Here is an 18055-nt window from a genome sequence, read left to right on the forward strand (position 1 = left end):
CGCACCCATGATCCGCTATGGCTGGCTGCTGCTGAGCTTGATCGTCCTCGCGGCGCCGGCCGTCGCCATCGCGCAGGCCCCGCCGTCCCGGGCCGAGATGCAGGCGCGCGGGGAGGCGGTCTATAAGGCCCGTTGCGCGTCGTGCCACGACCGTGCGCAGGACCGCACGCCGGACAAGGGGCAGCTTGCGTCGCGGTGGGGCGACGAGATCGTGAAGGCGCTGACCCACGGGCCAATGGCGCCGATGGCCGTTGGACTCTCGTCCGAGGATATCCGGGCGGTCGCGCAGTACCTCTCCGGCTGGCCGCCCGGGTCGCCGATGCCGGCGCAAATCGATCCGCCCGCCTGCACATCCTCGCCGGCGTTCCGCATGACGCAGAGCGACTGGAGCGGCTGGAGCCCGGATCACCGCAACTACCGCTACCAGGCCCAGCCGGGATTCCGCGCCGCCGACATCCCGCGGATGAAGGTGAAGTGGGCGATGAGCTATATCGGCGCGCGCTATGGCCCGCCGACGGTGGTCGGCGGGCGGCTGTTCGTGGCCAGCTCCACCGGCATCGTCTACGCGCTCGACCCCAAGACGGGCTGCAGGCACTGGCGCTTCGATGCGCCGGCCGGCGTCCGCACAGCCGTCAACGTGGGCCGCGCGAAGGCCTCGCCCAGCGGCTACGCTGCTTACTTCGGCGACTACCAGCGCAACGTCTATGCGGTGGACGCGGTGAGCGGGAAGCTCATCTGGAAGGCCAATGTGGAGGCCCATCCCAAGGCGGTGCTGAGCGGGACCCCGGTGCTCCATGAGGGCCGCATCTATGTGCCGGTCTCCTCCTGGGAAGAAGTCATGGGAGCGGCGGTTGCCTACTCCTGCTGCAGCTTCCGTGGCTCGCTGGCGACACTGGACGCCGAGACGGGCAAGCTCGTCTGGAAGACCTATGTCATCGAGCAGGAGCCGAAGCCGTACCGCAAGAACGCCGCGGGCACGCCGATGCTTGGCCCCGCCGGCGCGGCGATCTGGTCGGCGCCCACCATCGATCCCAAGCGCGGCCAGATCTACGTGGCCACGGGTGACAGCTATACCGACGTGCCGGAGACCTCGTCGGACGCGGTGATCGCCCTCGACCTCGCCACCGGGAGGATCCGGTGGAAGAACCAGGTCACGCCTGGCGACAACTACCTCATGGGCTGTTCGCGCGAGCCCAAGGCGATCAACTGCCCGCACAACGTCGGGACGGACGTGGACTTCGGCGCGTCCCCGATCATCATGCCCCTCGGCGGCGGGCGTGACATCCTATTGGCGGGTCAGAAGTCCGGCGTGGCCTTCGGCTTCGATCCCGACACCGGCAAGAAGCTTTGGCAGACGCGGGTGGGGCAGGGCGGGGCCTTGGGCGGCATCGAGTGGGGCTTCGCCACGGACGGGAAGACGGCATACGTGACCAATGCCGATCCGTTCGAGTCGCCGAAGGTGCGCCGCGGCCTGGCGGCGCTCGATCCGGCGACGGGTCGGGAACTCTGGTTCACGAGGACTCCCCAAGCGCCCTGCGGCTGGACGGCCGGCACCCGCTGCGTGAGCGCCAATTCGGCGGCGCCGACCCTGGTCCCCGGCGCGGTGATCTCCACGAGCATCGACGGGCGCATCCGCGCCTACGATCCGGCCACTGGGCGCATCACCTGGACCTTTGACACCGCCGGTCAGAAGTACCAGACCATCAACGGCGTGAAGGACCAGGGCGGCGGCGCCCTCGACCAGGCGAGCCCGACTGTGGCCGACGGGATGATGTTCGTGATGAGCGGCTACACGGCCAACATGGGCGGCGTGCCAAACAACGTGCTGCTGGCGTTCTCGGTGGACGGCAAGTAGCGGGAGAGGGTGGGCGCCTAGCTCACCATCTCCTCACGGATCCGCTTGCGGGCGAGCCAGAACAGCACCGCCGAGATCAGCCCGAAGTAGGCCGAGGCAAGCAGCGCCCAGCGCACGCCTTCGGCCGGGCCGAAACCGAAGTCGAAGTTGAACAGGTCGGACAGCGCCCCCACCACCAGGGCCCCGAATCCCAGGCCCATCATGTTGATGATGAAGAGCATGATCGAGGCTGACGTCGCGCGCATCTGCGGCGGCACCAGTCCCTGGGCGGAGGCGTAGACCGGCCCGTACCACAGCGCCCCGAACAGGTAGCTCGGGATCAGGAAGGTGAGGGCGATCACGGCGCTGTCCGACAGGATTGCGATGGTGAAGGTCGGGATCGAGAGCAGGGAGGCGACGGCCGGCACGGAGGCGTAGGCGCGCAGGTCGCGTCCGCCGAACCGGTCGGCGATGACGCCGCCGGCATAGCTGGAGATGGTCCCGAACACGCCCGACAGAAGGCCGAGCGCGATACCGATGAAGCCGATGGGCTTGAGGCCGAAGGTGGACGCCAGGCTCGCGATCTCGTCGCCGTGGACCCGCATCAGGAAAGCCGCAGTGAACGGGGCGTGGCCGTAGCCGATGAACGACTTGATGGAAGCGCCGAAGGCCATGAACCAGAAGGTGCGCTTGGCCGCGAGATAGCGCACCGTGGCGCCGAAACTCATCTGGGCCGAGCGGTCCGTGGTCCGCGCCTCGACGGTCATGGCGTTGCGGGGCTCCTTCAAGGTGGTCATCACTAGGAAGGCCAGCAGGAGCCCGGGTACACCGGCCACCAGGAACGCCGTGCGCCAGCCGTAGGCGTCGGCGATCACGCCTCCTAGCGCCATCCCCAGCAACGACCCGATCGGGGTGCCCATGGAGAAGAAGGCGAGCGCGGACGCGCGCTTGGCCTTGGGCGTGTAGTCGGCGATCAGCGCGTGGCTGGTCGGAACGAAGCCCGCTTCGCCGACGCCGACCCCGACGCGAGCCGCCACGAGGGTGGCGTAGTTGGTGGCCCGGCCGCAGAGCAGGGTGAAGGCGCTCCAGAGCGCCAGCGAGCCGGTGATGATCCAGACCCGGTTCACGCGGTCTGCGAGCCGGGCCAGCGGCAGCCCGAGCCCGCAGTAGACGAGACCGAAGGCCAGCCCGGTGAGGATGCCGAGCTGGGTGTCGGAGATCTTGAGCTCGTTCTTGATCGGCTCCGCCAGGATCGTGACGATCTGCCGGTCAAGGAAGTTGACGGTGTAGAGCAGCATCAGCAGCAGGACGGCGTAGCGCCTGTACCCGTCCGACACCGGCGGAACCGCCGAGACCATGCTGGGCGAGGACCCGCCCTCGGGCGAAACCGTCCTGGTCATCGGCTCAACTCCTCACTGGACGAAATACGCTAGACCGGCGCGCCGGCGGCCGTCGTCTCGTAGTTGGTGCGGCCGCCCGAGATCATGCCGCCGTCGACCACCAGGTCATGGCAGTTGATGTAGGCCCCCTCATCGCTGGCGAGGAACAGGGCGGCCCGGGCAATGTCCACCGGCAGTCCCGACCGCTGCAGTGGCGTGGCCTTGGCGAGGTTGCGGGTCAGCTTCTGCAGCTTCGCGTCCGCGTGTGCCGGATCGAGGCCGCTGGCGGCCTTGGAGCCGCCGAAGAAGATCGGTGTGGCGATGGCGCCGGGCGAGATGCAGTTGACCGTGACCCCGTACTGGCCGAGTTCCATGCCCGCCATTTCGGTGGCGCGTTTCACACCGGCCTTGGCGATTGAATAGAGGTAGCCGCCCATGTGTCCGCGCAGGGCGGCGACCGACGAGTTGTTGATGATCGCGCCGCGGCCCTGGGCCTGCATGATCGGGGCGGCGTGGCGGATGCCGAACACGACGCTGCCCAACAGCAGGTCCATGGCGTAGCTGAAGTCGGCGGGCGTGACCGTCATGGCGTCGCCGCGGGTGGGGCCGCCGGCATTGTTGAACAGGCAATCCAGACGGCCGAACGCCTCGACGGTGGCGTCGATGGCAGCCTTGATTTGCGGCTCCTGGGTCACGTCGCAGGCCACGAACGACGCCGCCCGCCCCAGAGCCTCCACCATCTGCCGGCCCTTGTCCGCATTGCGGCCGGCGATCATCACCTTGGCGCCTTCGGCGACGAACAGTTCGACCGTCGCCTCGCCAATGCCGCTCGTGCCGCCTGTGATCAGCGCCACCTTTCCATCAAGCCGTCCGGCCATCTGCTACTCCGAAGGAAAGAGACGCCGGAGCAGGTCATGCTCCGGCGCCAGGCGGCCTGGGGGCCGCGGGAGGTTAGAATTCGTAGCTCGCGCGGATCGTCCAGCGGCGCGGGGGCGCCGGGAAGCCGATGCGGGTGCCGGTCTGCGACGGCGCCTCGAACTCGAAGAAGTAGTAGCGGTGGTCCAGGACGTTCTGGATCAGCAGGCTGACGTTCCAGCGGTTGCCGTCCGTCGGCCGCAGCGTAGCCGAGAGATCGAGCAACTCCACCGGCGGCTGCACGATCGTCGGGTCCAGCGCCGACTGGCCGCGCGCACGGAAGGTCGCGTCGCCGCGGAATAGCACCTCCAGGCTCTCGCCCAGCGGCTGGACGTAGCCCGCCCCTAGGGAGGCGGTATAGCGAGGCGCGAAACGCTTGCCGTTGAAGTCCTGCACCGGACGCGTCGCGGCGGGGTTGGTCGCGGTCGGCGCGGGTATCAGGAAGCAGCCGGGCTGGCCGAAGTTGAGCTGGGCGATGTTGCAGGCCGCCAGCACGCTTTCGGTATAGCGCGCATCGACCAGGCTCACAGCACCGGAAAGCTGCAGCCGCTCGGTCGCCTGCCATCGGACGTCAGCTTCGAAGCCCTGCGAGCGCGCGGCGCCCGCATTGGTCAGGAAGAAGCCGTTGCCTTGCCAGATCGACAGTTGCAGGTCCTCGAAGTCCTGCCGGAAGACCGCGAAGTTGACGTTCATCGTGCGGTCCAGCAGGCGCGCCTTGCCGCCCGCTTCGTAGCCGGTGGCCGTCTCCGGGCGGAAGCCGAAGTCCTGGGCGTTCTGGGTGTTGGAGTTGGAGTTGAAGCCGCCGCCCTTATAGCCCCGGGTGGCGCTGGCGTAGACCATCAGGTCATCGTTGATGTCCCACGAGATCTTCGCCTCGGGAATGATGTTCTCTTCGGTGGATTCGCCGCTGAAGGCGTGGCGGGTGTTGGCGATGCCCGGGTTCAGCGCACGCGCCACCGTGAGCAAGGCCGCGTCCGCCGGATTGTTCTCGTCAAGGTATCGGGTGGTGCCGAACGCGGCCAGGTCGAGACGGTCGCTGGCCGTCTTGGTCTCGCGCATCCAGCGGGCCCCCACCGTCAGGTGCAGCACGTCAGGGATGATGTGGTAGGTGCCCTGTGCGTAGGCCGAGTAGGTCTCGGCCGTCTGGTCGAGGAACCTGAGGGTGGAATATTTGCGGTCCGCCCGGTTTTCGATGGGTGAGAAGAACAGGTTGATGTCCACGTCGGTGCGGCGGTCGACGTAGAAGTCGGTCTTGAACCAGTAGAGCCCGGCCACGTAGTCGAACCGGTCGCTCACGTCGGAGACGATGCGGAACTCCTGGCTCCATTGGTCGAAGCTTTGGGTGATGGGCTCGAACAGGAATGGCGTCGGGCTCCAATCCACGTCGCGCTGGTCGTTGGACTCGAAGGCCGAGTAGCCGGTGATGGAGCGCAGCGTGCCGAAACCCACATCGTAGCTTACGTCCACGACGGCGTTCTTGGATTCCACATGCGCTGATTCACGCTGCTTGGAGGTGGTGTAGTCGAGGCCCACGTCGAAGTTCGGGTCGTAGAAGCGATAGGTGGAGAGCCGCTGCGCGAGGCCGACGTCTGCCGGGGCGATGGGCAAGAGCGTGGTGGGGCTGGTTATAAACGGACGCCCGACGGCGAGGCCGCTGATCTCGGATATAACGAAGTTGCGGCCGATCCGGTCGTACTCCGAATACTCCAGCTTGGTGCGGACGGTGAGCTTGTCGGTCGGCTCCCAAAGGAGCGTCCCGCGGACGATCTTGTCCTCCTCCTGCTCCTCTTCTTCGCGGGTCAGCGTATTGTAGATATAGCCGTCGTCCTTCGACCAGCGCACCGCCGCGCGGCCTGAGAGCGTCGAGGTGATCGGACCGTTGACCACGGCCTCAATGGCCCGCCGGTTGGTTGTCGGGCTGTATTCACCGCGGACGGTTAGCGAGGGGTCCTGCGTCGGCTGGCCCGTTGCGATGATGATCGCGCCGGCGATGGTGTTCTTGCCAAAAAGCGTGCCTTGCGGGCCCTTCAGAACCTCAATTCGCCCGATGTCGAGGAAGGTCGAGCGAAACTGGCGTTCGCGCCCGGCATAGATCTCGTCGATGAACAGGCCGACCGACTGATCGATGCCGAAGTTGAGCGAGGCGCCGAAGCCGCGGATCGAGATACCGGTCTGCTCGCCGCCCTCGGTGATGGTGAGGCCGGGGACATACTGAGAGAGCTCGTCGAGGTTCTGGATCGAGAGGTCCTTGATGGTCTCGCCGGTGACCACGGCGACAGACACCGGCACGTCCTGCAGGGTCTGTTCGCGCTTGCCGGCCGTGACGATCACCTCTTCGACGGTGCCGGGACGGCTGGATTGGGTTTGCGCCTGGGCGTTCGCCGCCATGGGCGTAAGCAGGGCGCCAGCCGCAGCTAGCGCCAGGATCGAGCAACTGGTCCTCATCGGAGCCCCCTGTCCGTGAGCCCGCGGGCGCGGGCGAATGAAGCGTTTCCTGGTGGCGTCATTCCTCCGTCGGAGGGCGCGCTCTTGTTGTCATGACATTCGGCAGGGTTGAGCGCGGCGTCAAGCTTCTCAATCACCTGATTGACCGACCGCTGGATCAAAGTGAGGATAGATTCAATGGTCGAGCTACAAACCGGCCGCTGAATTCTTGCTCGCGCACGCCGCGACGTCAGTGGGTTGATGAGGCGGACGAATGGCGCATGCTGGCCCGGATCTCAGTGTGGAGGAGCGATGCGCGGGCCGCTTGAGGGACTTTCCATTCTGGAACTGCCGGGCGATGTGGCCACCCGCTACTGCGGCCGCCTTTTCGCCCAGCTCGGCGCGCGCGTAACCTCGGCGGGCGCTACGACCGACGACACCCGCATCGGCTATGCGGGCGCCGCGGGCGCCGCCTTCGGTCGCTGGCTGGATACGGGCAAGGTCCGCGCCGCCAGCGCGCCGGGTGGGAGGTTCGACCTCGTCATCGCAGGCCAGGACCACGCCGCCGTCGCGGCCGCGGAACAGCTCGACCTGACGGCGCCGCTTCTGGCGCTCACCTGGTTCGCCGACGAGGGGCCCTACGCCGGTTGGCGCGGCACAGACGAAGTGATCCTCGCCCTGACCGGTCTGGCCTATGGCTTCGGCACGCCCGCGGGACCGCCGATGATCGCCCAGGGCCACGGGCCGCAGCTCTGCGCCGGGCTTACCGCGTTCAACGCTGCGATTGCGGCGCTGATCGCCGAGCCCGAGCAGCGGCCGCAGCGGATCGAGGTCAACGTCTTCGAGGCCGCCATGTGCTTCACGGAAACCGGGGCGATCTCGACGAGCGTCGACGGCATGAAGTCTACCCGGCTGGGGGTGAACCGGTTCGTGCCGACCTACCCCTGCTCGACCTACCGGACCAGCGACGGCTGGGTGGGCGTCACCGCGCTGACGCCAGCGCAGTGGACGGCGCTGACCAGGCTGATCGGCCGCCCCGAGCTCGCCGCAGAGCCCCGCTTTGCGACGGCCTACGAGCGGCTGATGCTAGGCGACGAGGTCGACGAGATCCTGAAGCCGCTGTTTCCTCAGCGGACCACTGCGGAGTGGGTGGCGCTGGGAGATGCGAACCGCATCCCCATGGCGCCGGTGCTGCGGCCCGGAGTGCTGCCGCGCGCGGCGCACTGGATTGAACGGGAAGCCTTCGGCCCCTTCGACGAGAGCGGCGTCCTGGGGCCCGCCTTGCCCTTCCGTCTCATCTTCGACGGCGTCGCTGCGCCGTTCTCTCCGACCCGCCACGGGGGGCCGCTCGCCGGCTTAAAGGTGGTCGACTTCAGCATGGGCTGGGCCGGGCCGTTGTGTGCGCGCACGCTGGGCGACCTCGGCGCGGACGTGGTGAAGGTGGAGTCTGCCGCCCATCCCGACTGGTGGCGCGGCTGGGAGATCGTACCCGATGCCGATCCACCTCCCACCGAGGTGAAGGCGAACTTTTGCGCCGTGAACCGCAACAAACGCGATGTCGCCCTAGAGCTCACCACGGCCGGGGGGCTCGCCGGGGCGAAGGGCCTCATCGCCCAGGCCGACGTCGTAGTGGAGAACTTTGCGGCCGGCGTGATGCAGAAGCTAGGTCTTGGCTTTGCGACGCAGCGGGCGCTGCGCCCCGGCCTTGTCAGCGTCTCGATGGGGGCGTTCGGGGCGGAGGGCCCGCTATCGGGCCTGCGCGCTTACGGCTCCACCGTCGAGCAGGCCTCAGGGCTGCCGTTCATGAATGGCGAGGCGGACTGGCCGCCCTGCATCCAGCACGTGGCCTACGGCGATCCGCTAGCCGGCCTCTACGCGGCCGCCGCGGTGCTGTCGTGCCTGTACGGCCGTAGCCGACTGGGGGGGGCGGACATCGATCTGGCGCAGGTCGCCTGCCTGTTCCAGTTCGCGGCCGACGGGATCATTGCTGAACAGGTGACCGGCAAGCCGGTCCCGAGGACCGGTAGCAGTCGGGCGAGGGCGAACGTCGCGGTGGTCGGCGCGGCAGGTACGGACGCCTGGCTCCTGGTCTGCGCGGACAGCGAGGTGGCACGCGGCGGGTTGGCCCAGGTGCTGGACGGCCGCGACCTCGAGGTCTGGGCTCGGGAACGCGATGCTGCCGAGGCCGCGGCGGCGCTGCAGGCGCTCGGCGTCCCCGCGGCGCCCGTGCAGCCGACTCATGCGCTCAGCTATGATCCCCAGCTGATGGCGTCCGGCTTCTGGACCTTCCTGGAGCGCCGCTACGTCGGCTGGCATATGGTGGGCGAGGCGCCCTTCACCTACGACGGCAAGCGGCTGCCATTGCGACTCCCTGCGCCTACGCTCGGCCAGCACACCGACGAGGTTCTGGGCGCTTTGCAGGCCGCCGGTTGACCGCGCTCAGGGGCGCACGCCGAACGAAACCGGCCCCGGCCGCCGGAGCTTCGCCGTCAAGTTCGCGAACTCGCAGAGCAGGCGGCGCGTGTCGCGCGGGTCGATCATCTCCTCGATGAGGAAGTGCTCGGCGGAGCGCAATGGCGAGCGAACGGCGTTCAGCCTGTCCTCGATTTCCTGACGCTTCGCTTCCCGGTCGGGCGCAGCTTCGATCTCGGCGCGGTAGGCGGCCTCCACGCCGCCCTCGACGGGCATCGAACCCCAGTCTGCCGAGGGCCAGGCGAACCGGTACTGGACCCGCGAATGGTCGGTGTGACCGGCTCCGGCCACGCCGAATGACTTGCGCAGGATCACCGAGCACCACGGGACCTGCGACTGGTAGATCGCCGTGAGCGCGCGGCCGCCGTGGCGCACGGTGCCGGCCATCTCGGCTTCCAGTCCGATGACGAAGCCAGGGATGTCGACGAGGGTGATCACCGGCAGGTGGAAGACGTTGGCGAAGTCGACGAACCGCGAGACCTTCTGAGAGGCTTCCGCCGTCCAGCCGCCGCCGTAGACCATTGGGTTCGACGCCATGAGCGCCACAGGCCACCCGTCGAAGCGCGCTAGGCCGGTGATCATGGAGCCGCCGAACGCCGCCCCGATCTCGAAGAAGCTGTCCCGGTCGACCAATGCGCGCACGATACGACGCGCGTCATAGGCCTTGCGGCGATTGCGCGGGATGGCCGAGAGCAGCCAGTCATCGCGCCGGTCCGGCTGATCTGATGGCGCCGTCTGTTCTGGCAGCTCGTGCACCGAGGCCGGTAGGTAGGAGAGGAAGCGGCGGGCCAGCGCGAAGGCCTCTTCCTCGGTTTCCGCCACGGCGTCGCACGCGCCAGCCTTAGCCTGCAGATCGGCGCCGCCGAGCTCCTCCTTCGTGAAGGTCTGGCCCAGCCTGGCCATCACCGGCGGGCCGGCCATGAACATGTGCGACTTGCCGCGGACCATCACCGAGTAGTGGCTGGCGATCAGGCGTGCGGCATGGATGCCGGCGATCGTGCCCAGGCCGAGCGCCACGACCGGAACCTGGCCGAGGTTAGCCACCATGTGCTCCCAGCCCGGGTTGTCCGGGATGTAGGTGCGGCCGAGTGCGTCCTGGGTCCGCACCGAGCCGCCGAAGCCGTCAATCAGCCGGATCAGCGGGACCTTCAGCTCGAGCGCCAGCCGCTCGGCGGCGATGCTTTTCTTCCCGGCAGCCGGATCTGGCCCTGACGCCCGCACGGTGAAGTCGTTGCCGCCGACCACGACCGGGCGTCCGTCGATCCGCCCGCGGCCCAGCACGAAGCTCGAAGGCGTCAGCTTCGTCAGCCGGTTTTGCTCGTCGTATTCCGCATGTCCGGAGAGCCCGCCGATCTCGTGGAAGCTGCCGGGGTCGAGAAGGCCGGCAATGCGCTCGCGCACCGTCAGCTTGCCGCCATCCTTCTGGCGTTTGACACGCTCGGGGCCGCCCATCTCGGCGGCCATCGCCTCGCGCTCGGCGATCTCGGCGAGCTCTGGCGACCAGTCTTCTGCGCCCGCCATGCGTTAAGTCTCCAGCACGACGAGCGGCTGACGCTCCTCGACCGTCTGGCCCTCGGAGACCCGGATGCCTGTGACCCGGCCTGCCTTCGGTGACCCCACCGGGATCTCCGTCTTCATCGATTCGATGACCAGCAGTTCCTGATCGGCCTCGACCACGCGTCCGGCTTCGACTGAGACGCTCAGCACGATCCCTGCAAACTCCGCCCTGACCGTCAGCTCCGCCATCAGCTTTCTCCCCTCGCCGGCGCGTTGACCGCACTCCGCCGTCTGATTCGACCTTGGCGGCCTGTCTCCTCCCGGGCAAGGACCTCAGGCAGCGGGCGTGAACGCAACCGCGGGGATCACCCGCCCGGCGCAGGGGCCGAATCCGATGGGCCTGAAGCCTTCACGTTCGGCGCGGCCGGTTATCACCAGCTCGTCGCCGTCCTCGAGCCACAGCCGGGTTTCGCCGTTCGCGAGTTCGACAGGAACGCGACCGCCCGTCCGCTCCACGAGGCAGCCCGCGCTCTCCAGCGCCTCGTCCGACAGCGTGCCCGAGGAGAGCAAGTCGCCCGGCTCCAGGTTGCAGCCGCCGATCGCATGATGGGTGACCATCTGCTCGAATGACCAGGATCCTGCGTCGAAGCTGGTGTCGGTGAGCCGGAAGGGCTTGGCGCCCGCCTCCCGCATCGCGGAGGTAAGCAAGTGGGCCTCGAAGCGGATTGCGAGGCCGCCCTCGGCGTCGTTCGCGGCGCTGTGCAGGTGGACCGGAGGGCGGGGCGCATCGCCGGGCCGGGGTGGCAGAGGCTTGCGGAAAGGAGCCATGGCCTCGGCGGTCACGATCCAGGGCGAGACCGTGGTGCGGAATGCCTTTGCCTGGAACGGGCCAAGCACACTCTCCCACCACTGGAAATCGCGTGCCGACCAGTCGTTGAGGAGGCAATAGCCGAAGATGTGCGCGCGCGCGTCGTCGAGCCGGATCGGCTGGCTGAGCCGGTTGCCGGGGCCGATCACGCAGGCGAACTCCAGTTCGAAGTCCAGCGACCGCGTCGGGCCGAACCGGGCCTCCCCCTCCACGGGGTACTGGCCGTGTGGCCGCTCCAGCGGCGTGCCGGAGACCACCACGGAGGAGGCGCGGCTGTTATAGGCGATCGGCAGGCTCCAGAAGCATGGCGGCAGCTTCCCGCCTTCCGGCCGCGCGGGTCTCGACCCCGCAATATGCGGCGCCGAAGTCATGAAGTCGGTGAACGCCCCGATCCTGGCGGGCAGGTGCAACTCGGCCTCTGACATCGGCACGAGCAGCTCGGAGACCCGGCCCTGCTCAGGCGCGCCTTTCTCCAGCAGCTGCTGGATGCGGACGCGGAGCGCCGCTACCGCGTCCGGGGCGCTCTCCAGCAGGCTGTTGAGCTCGGGGGCGGCGGCCGCTCGGGCGACGTCCAGCAACTCGGCCCTGAAGAGCCCGGCGTCCAAGGCTGCGGCCATGTCCAGGATCATGTCACCGATCGCGACTCCGCCGCGCCTGGCTCCGCCCCGACTGAAGACGCCGTGCGGCAGGTTCTGCAGCGGGAAGTCCGTGTCGCCGTTCGCGGCCTCTATCCAGCTCCGCCGACCGGCCTCGTGCGTCCCGTTCAGCTGCGCCATCGATCGCTCCTCTCCATCCCTTCCCGTTGACAGTGACGCCAGTTCGCGTGTCAATCAATCGGTTGATTAAAATTGGAGTTCATCATGCCACTGCAAGCCGGCGCAGCGATCGGCGAAAAGGGGAAACGCGATGAGGAAGTTGTTCTGCACGACGGCGCTTGTGAGCCTCGCGGGTTGGGCCGGCGCCGCCGCCCAAACGGCGCCGGCGGGCTCGGCGGCGATCGAGGAAGTGGTCGTGACGGCACAACGGCGCGAACAGATGCTGATCGACGTGCCGATCTCCATTAGCTCGGTCTCGGCCGAGACTCTGGAGGAGGTGGGGGCCAAGACCGGCGCCTCCATCCAGGGCCTCGTGCCTGCGTTGAACATCAACGCTACGGCCAGCTACGGCGGTTCGCCCGTCTCCATCCGCGGCACCTCCGGCCTCGGCGGCGGGGAGGATCCCGTCGCCGTCTACGTCGACGACATCTACACCTCGTCGGGCCAATTCTCCGTGACCGCGCTGTCCGACGTGGCCTCTGTGGAGGTCGTGCGCGGGCCGCAGGGCACACTGCAAGGGCGCAACGCCACCGCGGGGGCGCTGATCATCCGCACTGCCGATCCGCAGCCGGAGTTCGGCGGGTTCATCCGAGGTTCGGTGGAGGACCCCAACGCCCACCGTATCGAAGCGGCGGCCACCGGCCCGCTGACCGAGACGCTCCTGGCGCGAATGTCGTTCGACTGGCTGAACGAGGAAGGGTGGGCGACCAACCTGTTCGACGGCCGGAACATGGGCGGCATCCGCATGCACAACGTGCGCACGGTGCTCCTGTGGGAGCCGAACGATGCGGCGCGGGTCCGCCTGGCCGTGAACTACCAGGACCGGATCGTGAGCCAGCCCACCGTGCGCTGGGCCCAGACCAATATCTCGCCCCCTCCGGGTCCGGTGACGCCGGTCGGCACGCAGACGCCGCACATCCCGTTGCCGCGGGACGTGGCCGACCGGTTCCTGGAAGGCAACCTGGTGAACCTCAACATCGAGCCGCGGAACCATCTCCGCACGCCCAGCGTGGCGCTCAACATGCAGTACGACTTCGGCCCGGTGGCGTTGGTCTCGGTGACCGGCGCGAGCAACTTCACCAACGAGGGGGTGAACGACTCCGACTCCCTGCCGATGACGGACCGCCAGGGGCGCAACTATGCGAAGTACACCGGCTCGTCGGTGAGCCAGGAGCTGCGGCTGCAGTCGAACGGTGAAAACCTCGTCGACTGGATCGTGGGGCTCTATTACGCCCGCTACCAGAACACGATGAACTTCCACATCGTGAACGAGCGCCTCTCGGTGGCGTTCAACCAGCTCTCCCATTTCGAGTCCCACCAGACGAACCCCAACTGGGCGGTGTTCGCGGACGCCACTTGGCACGTGACCGACCAGCTCTCCGTGACGGGCGGCGTCCGCTACACCGAGGACACAAAGGACTTCCGGAACGTCTGGCGCTCGCTCAACACCGACACCGGGGTCCAGATCAACCGGCTGGCGTTCGCGGCGCCGGAGCGGACCTGGACCGACACTTCTTACCGGGCGAAGGTCGCCTGGGAGCCCTCGGACGACCTGATGGCCTACCTGAGCTACAGCAAGGGCTTCAAAGGCGGCGGCTACAACTCCTTCGGTGTCGGTCCGCAGCCCGGCTACAGCCCCGAGATCATGATATCCTGGGAGGTCGGGGTGAAAGCCTACCTCTGGGATCGCCGCGCCTTCGTCGCCGCGGCGGCCTACGACAACGAGTACGACAACCTGCAGGTCACCAGCGGCGTCCCGACGGGCGGCGTGGTGATCACCAATGCCGCGGCGGCCAAGATCCAGGGCTTCGAGGTGGAGGGCGAGCTCCGGCCCACCGAAAACTGGGTGTTCACGGGCAACGTAGCCTACATCGACGGCGTCTTCTCGAGCTTCCCGCGGGCCCCCGACATCCTCGGCGTCCAGCGCGACGTCTCCGGCAACCGCCTCACCAACAGCCCGGAATGGCAGTATTTCCTGCAGGGCCAGTACCGCACCGAGCTCACCGACGCGTGGCGCCTGCGGGCCACAGTCAACTGGCGCTGGCGCGACGAGATCTTCTTCCACCCGACGGACCAGAACCTGCCGCACCTGCGCGGCGAAGCGAATGGCGAGCTCGGGGCCCGAGTGAGCTTCATCTATGAGCCACGGGACCTCACCTTGGCGATCTACGGCGCCAACCTGAACAACAGCCGGGTGGTGGCGAACCAGGGGCTCACGTTCAGCTACGCCCAGGCCTTCTTCAACCGCCCGCGGGTGATCGGCGTGCAGCTCGAGAAGCGGTTCTAGGAGAGTGGCGGGCCGTCGCTCGTCACTTGAGCGTCGGCTCCCCGCACATCGCGCGGAAGCCGGCTTCGCTGTAGGTGATGAGTTCCTCGATCAGCGCCTTGCGGCCCTTGGCGTCCTTCAGCTGGTCGCGGGCGCGGATCGGGGCCATCGCCATCAGCATGACAGTCATGTGCAGGGCCGTGTAGATCCGGGCCCGCGGCGTCTTGGGAAACAGCGCCTTCAGGGCGTCGACGTACATCTCGCGCACCGGGTTGACGGCTTCGTTGATGATCGTCGTCGCGGGTCCGGGACTGGTGAACTGGATGGCCGCCAGGATCCGCGCGTAGTTGTAGCCGCCTTCGGTCGCGGCCGTGTGGATGTGCGGGGTCAGGTAGGCGACGAGCAGTGCGTGGAAGCGGGTGGAAGCTCCGGCGGTGGCGTTGGCGCGGGGCAGGGCCGCAATGCGCTCGGCCTGGATGTTGCCGAGGTAGCGCTCCAGCACGGCGCGGTACAGCGCCTCCTTCGAACCGAAGTAGTAGTGGGCCGTCGCGGGATTGACGCCCACCTCCCTCTGGATGGCGCGCTGGCTCGCGCCTTCGAAGCCGGCCTCGGCGAAGTGACGAGCAGCCACCTCCACCAGGCGGACCTTCGGATCGGCCTTAGCGGCTTCTGCGGGGGCGGGGGGATCGAGGTCGACCCGAGTCAGACGTCTGGTGGCCATGCCGGGCTACATAGCATCCCGGACGGTCAAGCCGCCAAGGCGCTGAGGCCGCTGGGCGAGCTGCGAAGTTGGAGACTGTCCGAACTCCATGCAAAGTGCCCCACGGCGAAGTTGACTCTGGTGCAATCAATCGATTGATTAAACCCATGGCACGCCGTTACGTCGACCTCTCCGTCCCAATCGAGAACAACATCGAATCGGATCCGCCCGGAGCGGAACCGAAGATCGAGTACATACGACACGAGGAGTCCTGGCAGGGACTGGCGCGGTCCTTCCCCGGCCTCACCAAGGAGGACCTTCCTGAAGGGCAGGGCTGGGCCGTCGAACGGCTGCAGCTCTCCACCCACAACGGCACGCACATGGATGCGCCGTGGCACTTCCACGCCACCCAGGACGCCCTGCTCGAGGGCGGGCCGAAACGGGCGATCACCATCGACGAGGTCCCCCTGGACTGGTGCTACCGGCCCGGCGTGAAGCTCGACTTCCGTCACTTGCCCGACGGCTATGTGGTTACCGCCGGCGATGTAGAGGTGGAGCTGAAGCGCATCGGCTACGAGCTGAAGCCGCTGGACATTGTGGTCGTGAACACCGCGGCCGGCGGGAAGTACGGCCAGAAGGGCTACGTGGCGTCCGGCTGCGGGATGGGGAGGGAGGCGACCCTGTACCTTACTGAGCGCGGCGTGCGCGTGGTTGGCACCGACGGGTGGTCCTGGGATGCGCCCTTCGTGCACACCGCCAAACGTTGGACCGAGACGCGCGACCCCTCGATCATCTGGGAGGGCCACAAGGCTGGACGTGAAATCGGATATTTCCAGATGGAGAAGCTCGGCAACCTCGACGCGCTGCCACCCTTCGGTTTCGAGATCAGCTGCTTCCCCGTGAAGATCAAGGAAGCCAGCGCGGGGTGGATCCGGGCCGTGGCCATCTTCGATGAGTGAGGTTCGCCCCCAGAGCGCCGCTGGCGAGCTGAAGCGCCATTGGCCCACCCTGGCAGGCGCGACACTCGGCGCGGCGTTCGGCACGGCGGCCTTGCCATTCTACACAGCCGGCCTGTTCATCACCCACCTGCAGTCCGACCTCGGCTGGACGCGGTCGCAGCTGACCGCCATCGGGCTGGCGACGACCTTGTTGCTGGCCGTATGCGCTCCGTTCGGAGGCGCGCTGTTCGACCGGTACGGCGTCCGCGGTCCTGCCGCTATCGGCTTCATCGCGTTGGCGGGCAACTTCCTCTTCATGAGCCAGGTTGGCGACTCCCTGCTGATCTATGCGGTCGTCCACCTGGCTCTGGCGCCGTTGTCGCTCGCCACCGGCCCCATCGGTCTAACGCGCCCGGTGAACATGGCCTTCGACAGGATGCGGGGCCTCGCGTTGGGGATCACGATCGGGGGCATCGGCGCCATGGCCGCCATTGCGCCGCCGATCGTGGGCGAACTGATCGAGAGCCAAGGCTGGCGGGCCTCATATCGCACGCTTGCCTGGGTCGTCCTGCTCGTCGGGCCGCTCTCACTGGCGCTGCTCAGCTGGCGTCCTCCCACGCTGAAGGAAGGCCGGCCCGCTCCGATGGCGTCGCAGAGCGGCGGCGGCTTCCTGCGCACCTGGCTGTTCTGGCGACTGGCCCTAGCTTTCACCCTCGTCGCGCTCTCGGTGGCGGGCTTCGTCACGCACTTCGTTCCGATGCTGACCGACGAAGGCATGCCCCCGCTGCAGGCAGCGCGCATCGCGGGCCTTCTGGGTGTCGCCGTCCTCATCGGCAGGCTCGGGGTGGGCTACGTCGTCGACCACGTCTTTGCGCCGCTGGTCGCCGCCGGGGTGATGCTGCTGACCGCCGCTGGGCTGGTTATGCTCGCGGTGGGAGGTCCTGCATTCGCAGCGCCCGGCGCTCTGGCCGTTGGCTTGGCCATGGGAGCCGAGGTCGACCTGATCGCCTATATGACCGCGCGCTACTACGGCATGGCTCGCTACGGCCGAATGTACGGCCTGCTCTACGGCGCCTTCCTGATCGGAACGGGCTCGAGCCCATACATCATCGCGCTGATCCAGGAGCGGGCCGGGTCCTATACGCCCGCCCTCTGGCTCTCAGCCGGCATGCTGACCGCGTCTGCGCTCCTATTCGTGACGGCGCCGCGCTTCGACGCCAGGAGTTCGCAGGCTAAGAGCGTGGCTCCGCCCGAACCCGCTGCGACACGCACATGAGCATCCCCACGCGCCGCATTGTGACGGGTGTGGACGCCAAAGGACGATCGTTCGTCCTCTCCGATGGACCGACGCCCAACCTGTTCGGTCCGAAAGGCGAGCCTTATCTGATCAACTTCTGGGCGACCAAATCCGCCCCCGCGGATTACTCGGACGCCCGGGATCCTGCAGACCACGAAATCCCGCTCCACCCCTTCCCATCAGGCGCGACCTTCCGCTTCTTCCGGGTGCCGCCCGAAAGCGCCTTCGCCGGCCAGAGCGATGAGGAACGACGCGCGAGAACGGCGGCCTACTACGCCCAAGTGGGCGCGGCGGACGCCTTCGTACCTGAGGGCCGTCACCCCGCCTTCCATCGCACCAATTCAGTGGACTTCATCGTGTTGCTGGAAGGTGAGGTGACCCTGATGTTGGACGACGGCGACGTCGCGATGAAGCCCTTCGACGTGGTGGTCCAGAGGGGGTCCAATCATGCTTGGGTCAACTTTGGAGACAGCACGGCCTTGATGCTCGCGGTGCTAGTCGACGGACGGCAAGGCTAGCGGGTTAGCTACCCCAGTCCACGTTCCACGGCTGCTCGCCTGGGGCCGGGTCACCAATGAGCCAAATCACTGAAGACGGGCGGACAATCCTGCCGCGAGCCGGGTCCGAGGTCGATCCGGCCATCGCGGGCG

Annotated in this window: 13 protein-coding genes; 6 read left to right on the plus strand and 7 right to left on the minus strand. The window is 67.7% G+C overall.

All coding sequences use genetic code 11. The annotated features are described in order from the left end of the window. The first annotated feature begins 7 nt into the window (after window positions 1–7). Entirely contained in the window at window positions 8–1855 is a 1848-nt protein-coding gene (locus VIL76_RS07330) for a PQQ-binding-like beta-propeller repeat protein (RefSeq protein WP_332044346.1), read from the plus strand. A 17-nt stretch (window positions 1856–1872) separates the two neighbouring features. On the opposite strand, the gene VIL76_RS07335 is transcribed toward VIL76_RS07330, so the two are convergent. The 3 genes from VIL76_RS07335 to VIL76_RS07345 all read right to left on the minus strand — a co-directional run bounded on the left by VIL76_RS07335 (window position 1873) and on the right by VIL76_RS07345 (window position 6573). Then, on the minus strand, window positions 1873–3234 hold the full coding sequence (locus tag VIL76_RS07335) for an MFS transporter (protein WP_332044347.1): 1362 nt from the start codon (window positions 3232–3234) through the stop codon (window positions 1873–1875). Between the two features lie 29 nt (window positions 3235–3263). Continuing rightward, window positions 3264–4091: an SDR family NAD(P)-dependent oxidoreductase gene (locus tag VIL76_RS07340; protein ID WP_332044348.1), complete on the minus strand. Its 828-nt coding sequence runs from the start codon at window positions 4089–4091 to the stop codon at window positions 3264–3266. Between the two features lie 73 nt (window positions 4092–4164). Next, the gene (locus tag VIL76_RS07345) at window positions 4165–6573 is read right to left on the minus strand and encodes a TonB-dependent receptor (RefSeq protein ID WP_332044349.1); all 2409 of its coding nucleotides are present in this window, start codon (window positions 6571–6573) and stop codon (window positions 4165–4167) included. A 291-nt stretch (window positions 6574–6864) separates the two neighbouring features. Here VIL76_RS07345 and VIL76_RS07350 point away from each other — a divergent pair, with 291 nt between their 5' ends. Then, window positions 6865–8985 carry a CaiB/BaiF CoA-transferase family protein gene (locus tag VIL76_RS07350; RefSeq protein WP_332044350.1) on the plus strand — a complete coding sequence of 707 codons (2121 nt, stop codon included), beginning with the start codon at window positions 6865–6867 and terminating at the stop codon, window positions 8983–8985. A 6-nt stretch (window positions 8986–8991) separates the two neighbouring features. On the opposite strand, the gene VIL76_RS07355 is transcribed toward VIL76_RS07350, so the two are convergent. From VIL76_RS07355 to fahA, 3 genes are all read right to left on the minus strand, one after another. Beyond that, window positions 8992–10545: an acyl-CoA carboxylase subunit beta gene (locus VIL76_RS07355; RefSeq protein WP_332044351.1), complete on the minus strand. Its 1554-nt coding sequence runs from the start codon at window positions 10543–10545 to the stop codon at window positions 8992–8994. A gap of 3 nt (window positions 10546–10548) precedes the next feature. Further along, window positions 10549–10770, minus strand: coding sequence for an acetyl-CoA carboxylase biotin carboxyl carrier protein subunit (locus tag VIL76_RS07360; protein WP_332044352.1), 222 nt, complete (start codon window positions 10768–10770; stop codon window positions 10549–10551). An 84-nt stretch (window positions 10771–10854) separates the two neighbouring features. Next, a complete protein-coding gene (gene fahA / locus VIL76_RS07365) occupies window positions 10855–12165 on the minus strand; it encodes a fumarylacetoacetase (protein WP_332044353.1) in 1311 nt (436 codons plus the stop codon). Window positions 12166–12295: 130 nt separating this feature from the next. Here fahA and VIL76_RS07370 point away from each other — a divergent pair, with 130 nt between their 5' ends. Beyond that, the gene (locus VIL76_RS07370; RefSeq protein WP_332044354.1) at window positions 12296–14491 is read left to right on the plus strand and encodes a TonB-dependent receptor; all 2196 of its coding nucleotides are present in this window, start codon (window positions 12296–12298) and stop codon (window positions 14489–14491) included. A gap of 22 nt (window positions 14492–14513) precedes the next feature. Here the strand turns inward: VIL76_RS07370 and VIL76_RS07375 are convergent, their stop codons facing one another. After that, on the minus strand, window positions 14514–15191 hold the full coding sequence (locus VIL76_RS07375) for a TetR/AcrR family transcriptional regulator (protein WP_332044355.1): 678 nt from the start codon (window positions 15189–15191) through the stop codon (window positions 14514–14516). A gap of 146 nt (window positions 15192–15337) precedes the next feature. Between VIL76_RS07375 and VIL76_RS07380 the strand changes: the two genes are divergently transcribed. From VIL76_RS07380 to VIL76_RS07390, 3 genes are read left to right on the plus strand one after another with little or no spacing between them, the layout of a single operon-like run. Further along, the gene (locus VIL76_RS07380; RefSeq protein ID WP_332044356.1) at window positions 15338–16129 is read left to right on the plus strand and encodes a cyclase family protein; all 792 of its coding nucleotides are present in this window, start codon (window positions 15338–15340) and stop codon (window positions 16127–16129) included. After that, window positions 16122–17384: an MFS transporter gene (locus VIL76_RS07385; protein WP_332044357.1), complete on the plus strand. Its 1263-nt coding sequence runs from the start codon at window positions 16122–16124 to the stop codon at window positions 17382–17384. The genes VIL76_RS07380 and VIL76_RS07385 overlap by 8 nt, the downstream gene beginning before the upstream one ends. Beyond that, window positions 17381–17923 (plus strand): cupin domain-containing protein, encoded by a 543-nt coding sequence (locus tag VIL76_RS07390; protein ID WP_332044358.1) that lies wholly within the window; start codon window positions 17381–17383, stop codon window positions 17921–17923. The genes VIL76_RS07385 and VIL76_RS07390 overlap by 4 nt, the downstream gene beginning before the upstream one ends. Window positions 17924–18055 lie beyond the last annotated feature (132 nt).

This window comes from Phenylobacterium sp. (assembly GCF_036563285.1).
Lineage (GTDB): Bacteria > Pseudomonadota > Alphaproteobacteria > Caulobacterales > Caulobacteraceae > Phenylobacterium.

Coding starts and splice junctions, on each gene's coding strand:
- VIL76_RS07355 (WP_332044351.1), bottom strand. CDS start 10,545: ATGGCGGGCGCAGAAGACTGGTCGCCAGAGCTCGCCGAGATCGCCGAG.
- VIL76_RS07380 (WP_332044356.1), top strand. CDS start 15,338: ATGGCACGCCGTTACGTCGACCTCTCCGTCCCAATCGAGAACAACATC.
- VIL76_RS07390 (WP_332044358.1), top strand. CDS start 17,381: ATGAGCATCCCCACGCGCCGCATTGTGACGGGTGTGGACGCCAAAGGA.
- VIL76_RS07335 (WP_332044347.1), bottom strand. CDS start 3,234: ATGACCAGGACGGTTTCGCCCGAGGGCGGGTCCTCGCCCAGCATGGTC.
- fahA (WP_332044353.1), bottom strand. CDS start 12,165: ATGGCGCAGCTGAACGGGACGCACGAGGCCGGTCGGCGGAGCTGGATA.
- VIL76_RS07345 (WP_332044349.1), bottom strand. CDS start 6,573: ATGAGGACCAGTTGCTCGATCCTGGCGCTAGCTGCGGCTGGCGCCCTG.
- VIL76_RS07340 (WP_332044348.1), bottom strand. CDS start 4,091: ATGGCCGGACGGCTTGATGGAAAGGTGGCGCTGATCACAGGCGGCACG.
- VIL76_RS07385 (WP_332044357.1), top strand. CDS start 16,122: ATGAGTGAGGTTCGCCCCCAGAGCGCCGCTGGCGAGCTGAAGCGCCAT.
- VIL76_RS07330 (WP_332044346.1), top strand. CDS start 8: ATGATCCGCTATGGCTGGCTGCTGCTGAGCTTGATCGTCCTCGCGGCG.
- VIL76_RS07375 (WP_332044355.1), bottom strand. CDS start 15,191: ATGGCCACCAGACGTCTGACTCGGGTCGACCTCGATCCCCCCGCCCCC.
- VIL76_RS07350 (WP_332044350.1), top strand. CDS start 6,865: ATGCGCGGGCCGCTTGAGGGACTTTCCATTCTGGAACTGCCGGGCGAT.
- VIL76_RS07360 (WP_332044352.1), bottom strand. CDS start 10,770: ATGGCGGAGCTGACGGTCAGGGCGGAGTTTGCAGGGATCGTGCTGAGC.
- VIL76_RS07370 (WP_332044354.1), top strand. CDS start 12,296: ATGAGGAAGTTGTTCTGCACGACGGCGCTTGTGAGCCTCGCGGGTTGG.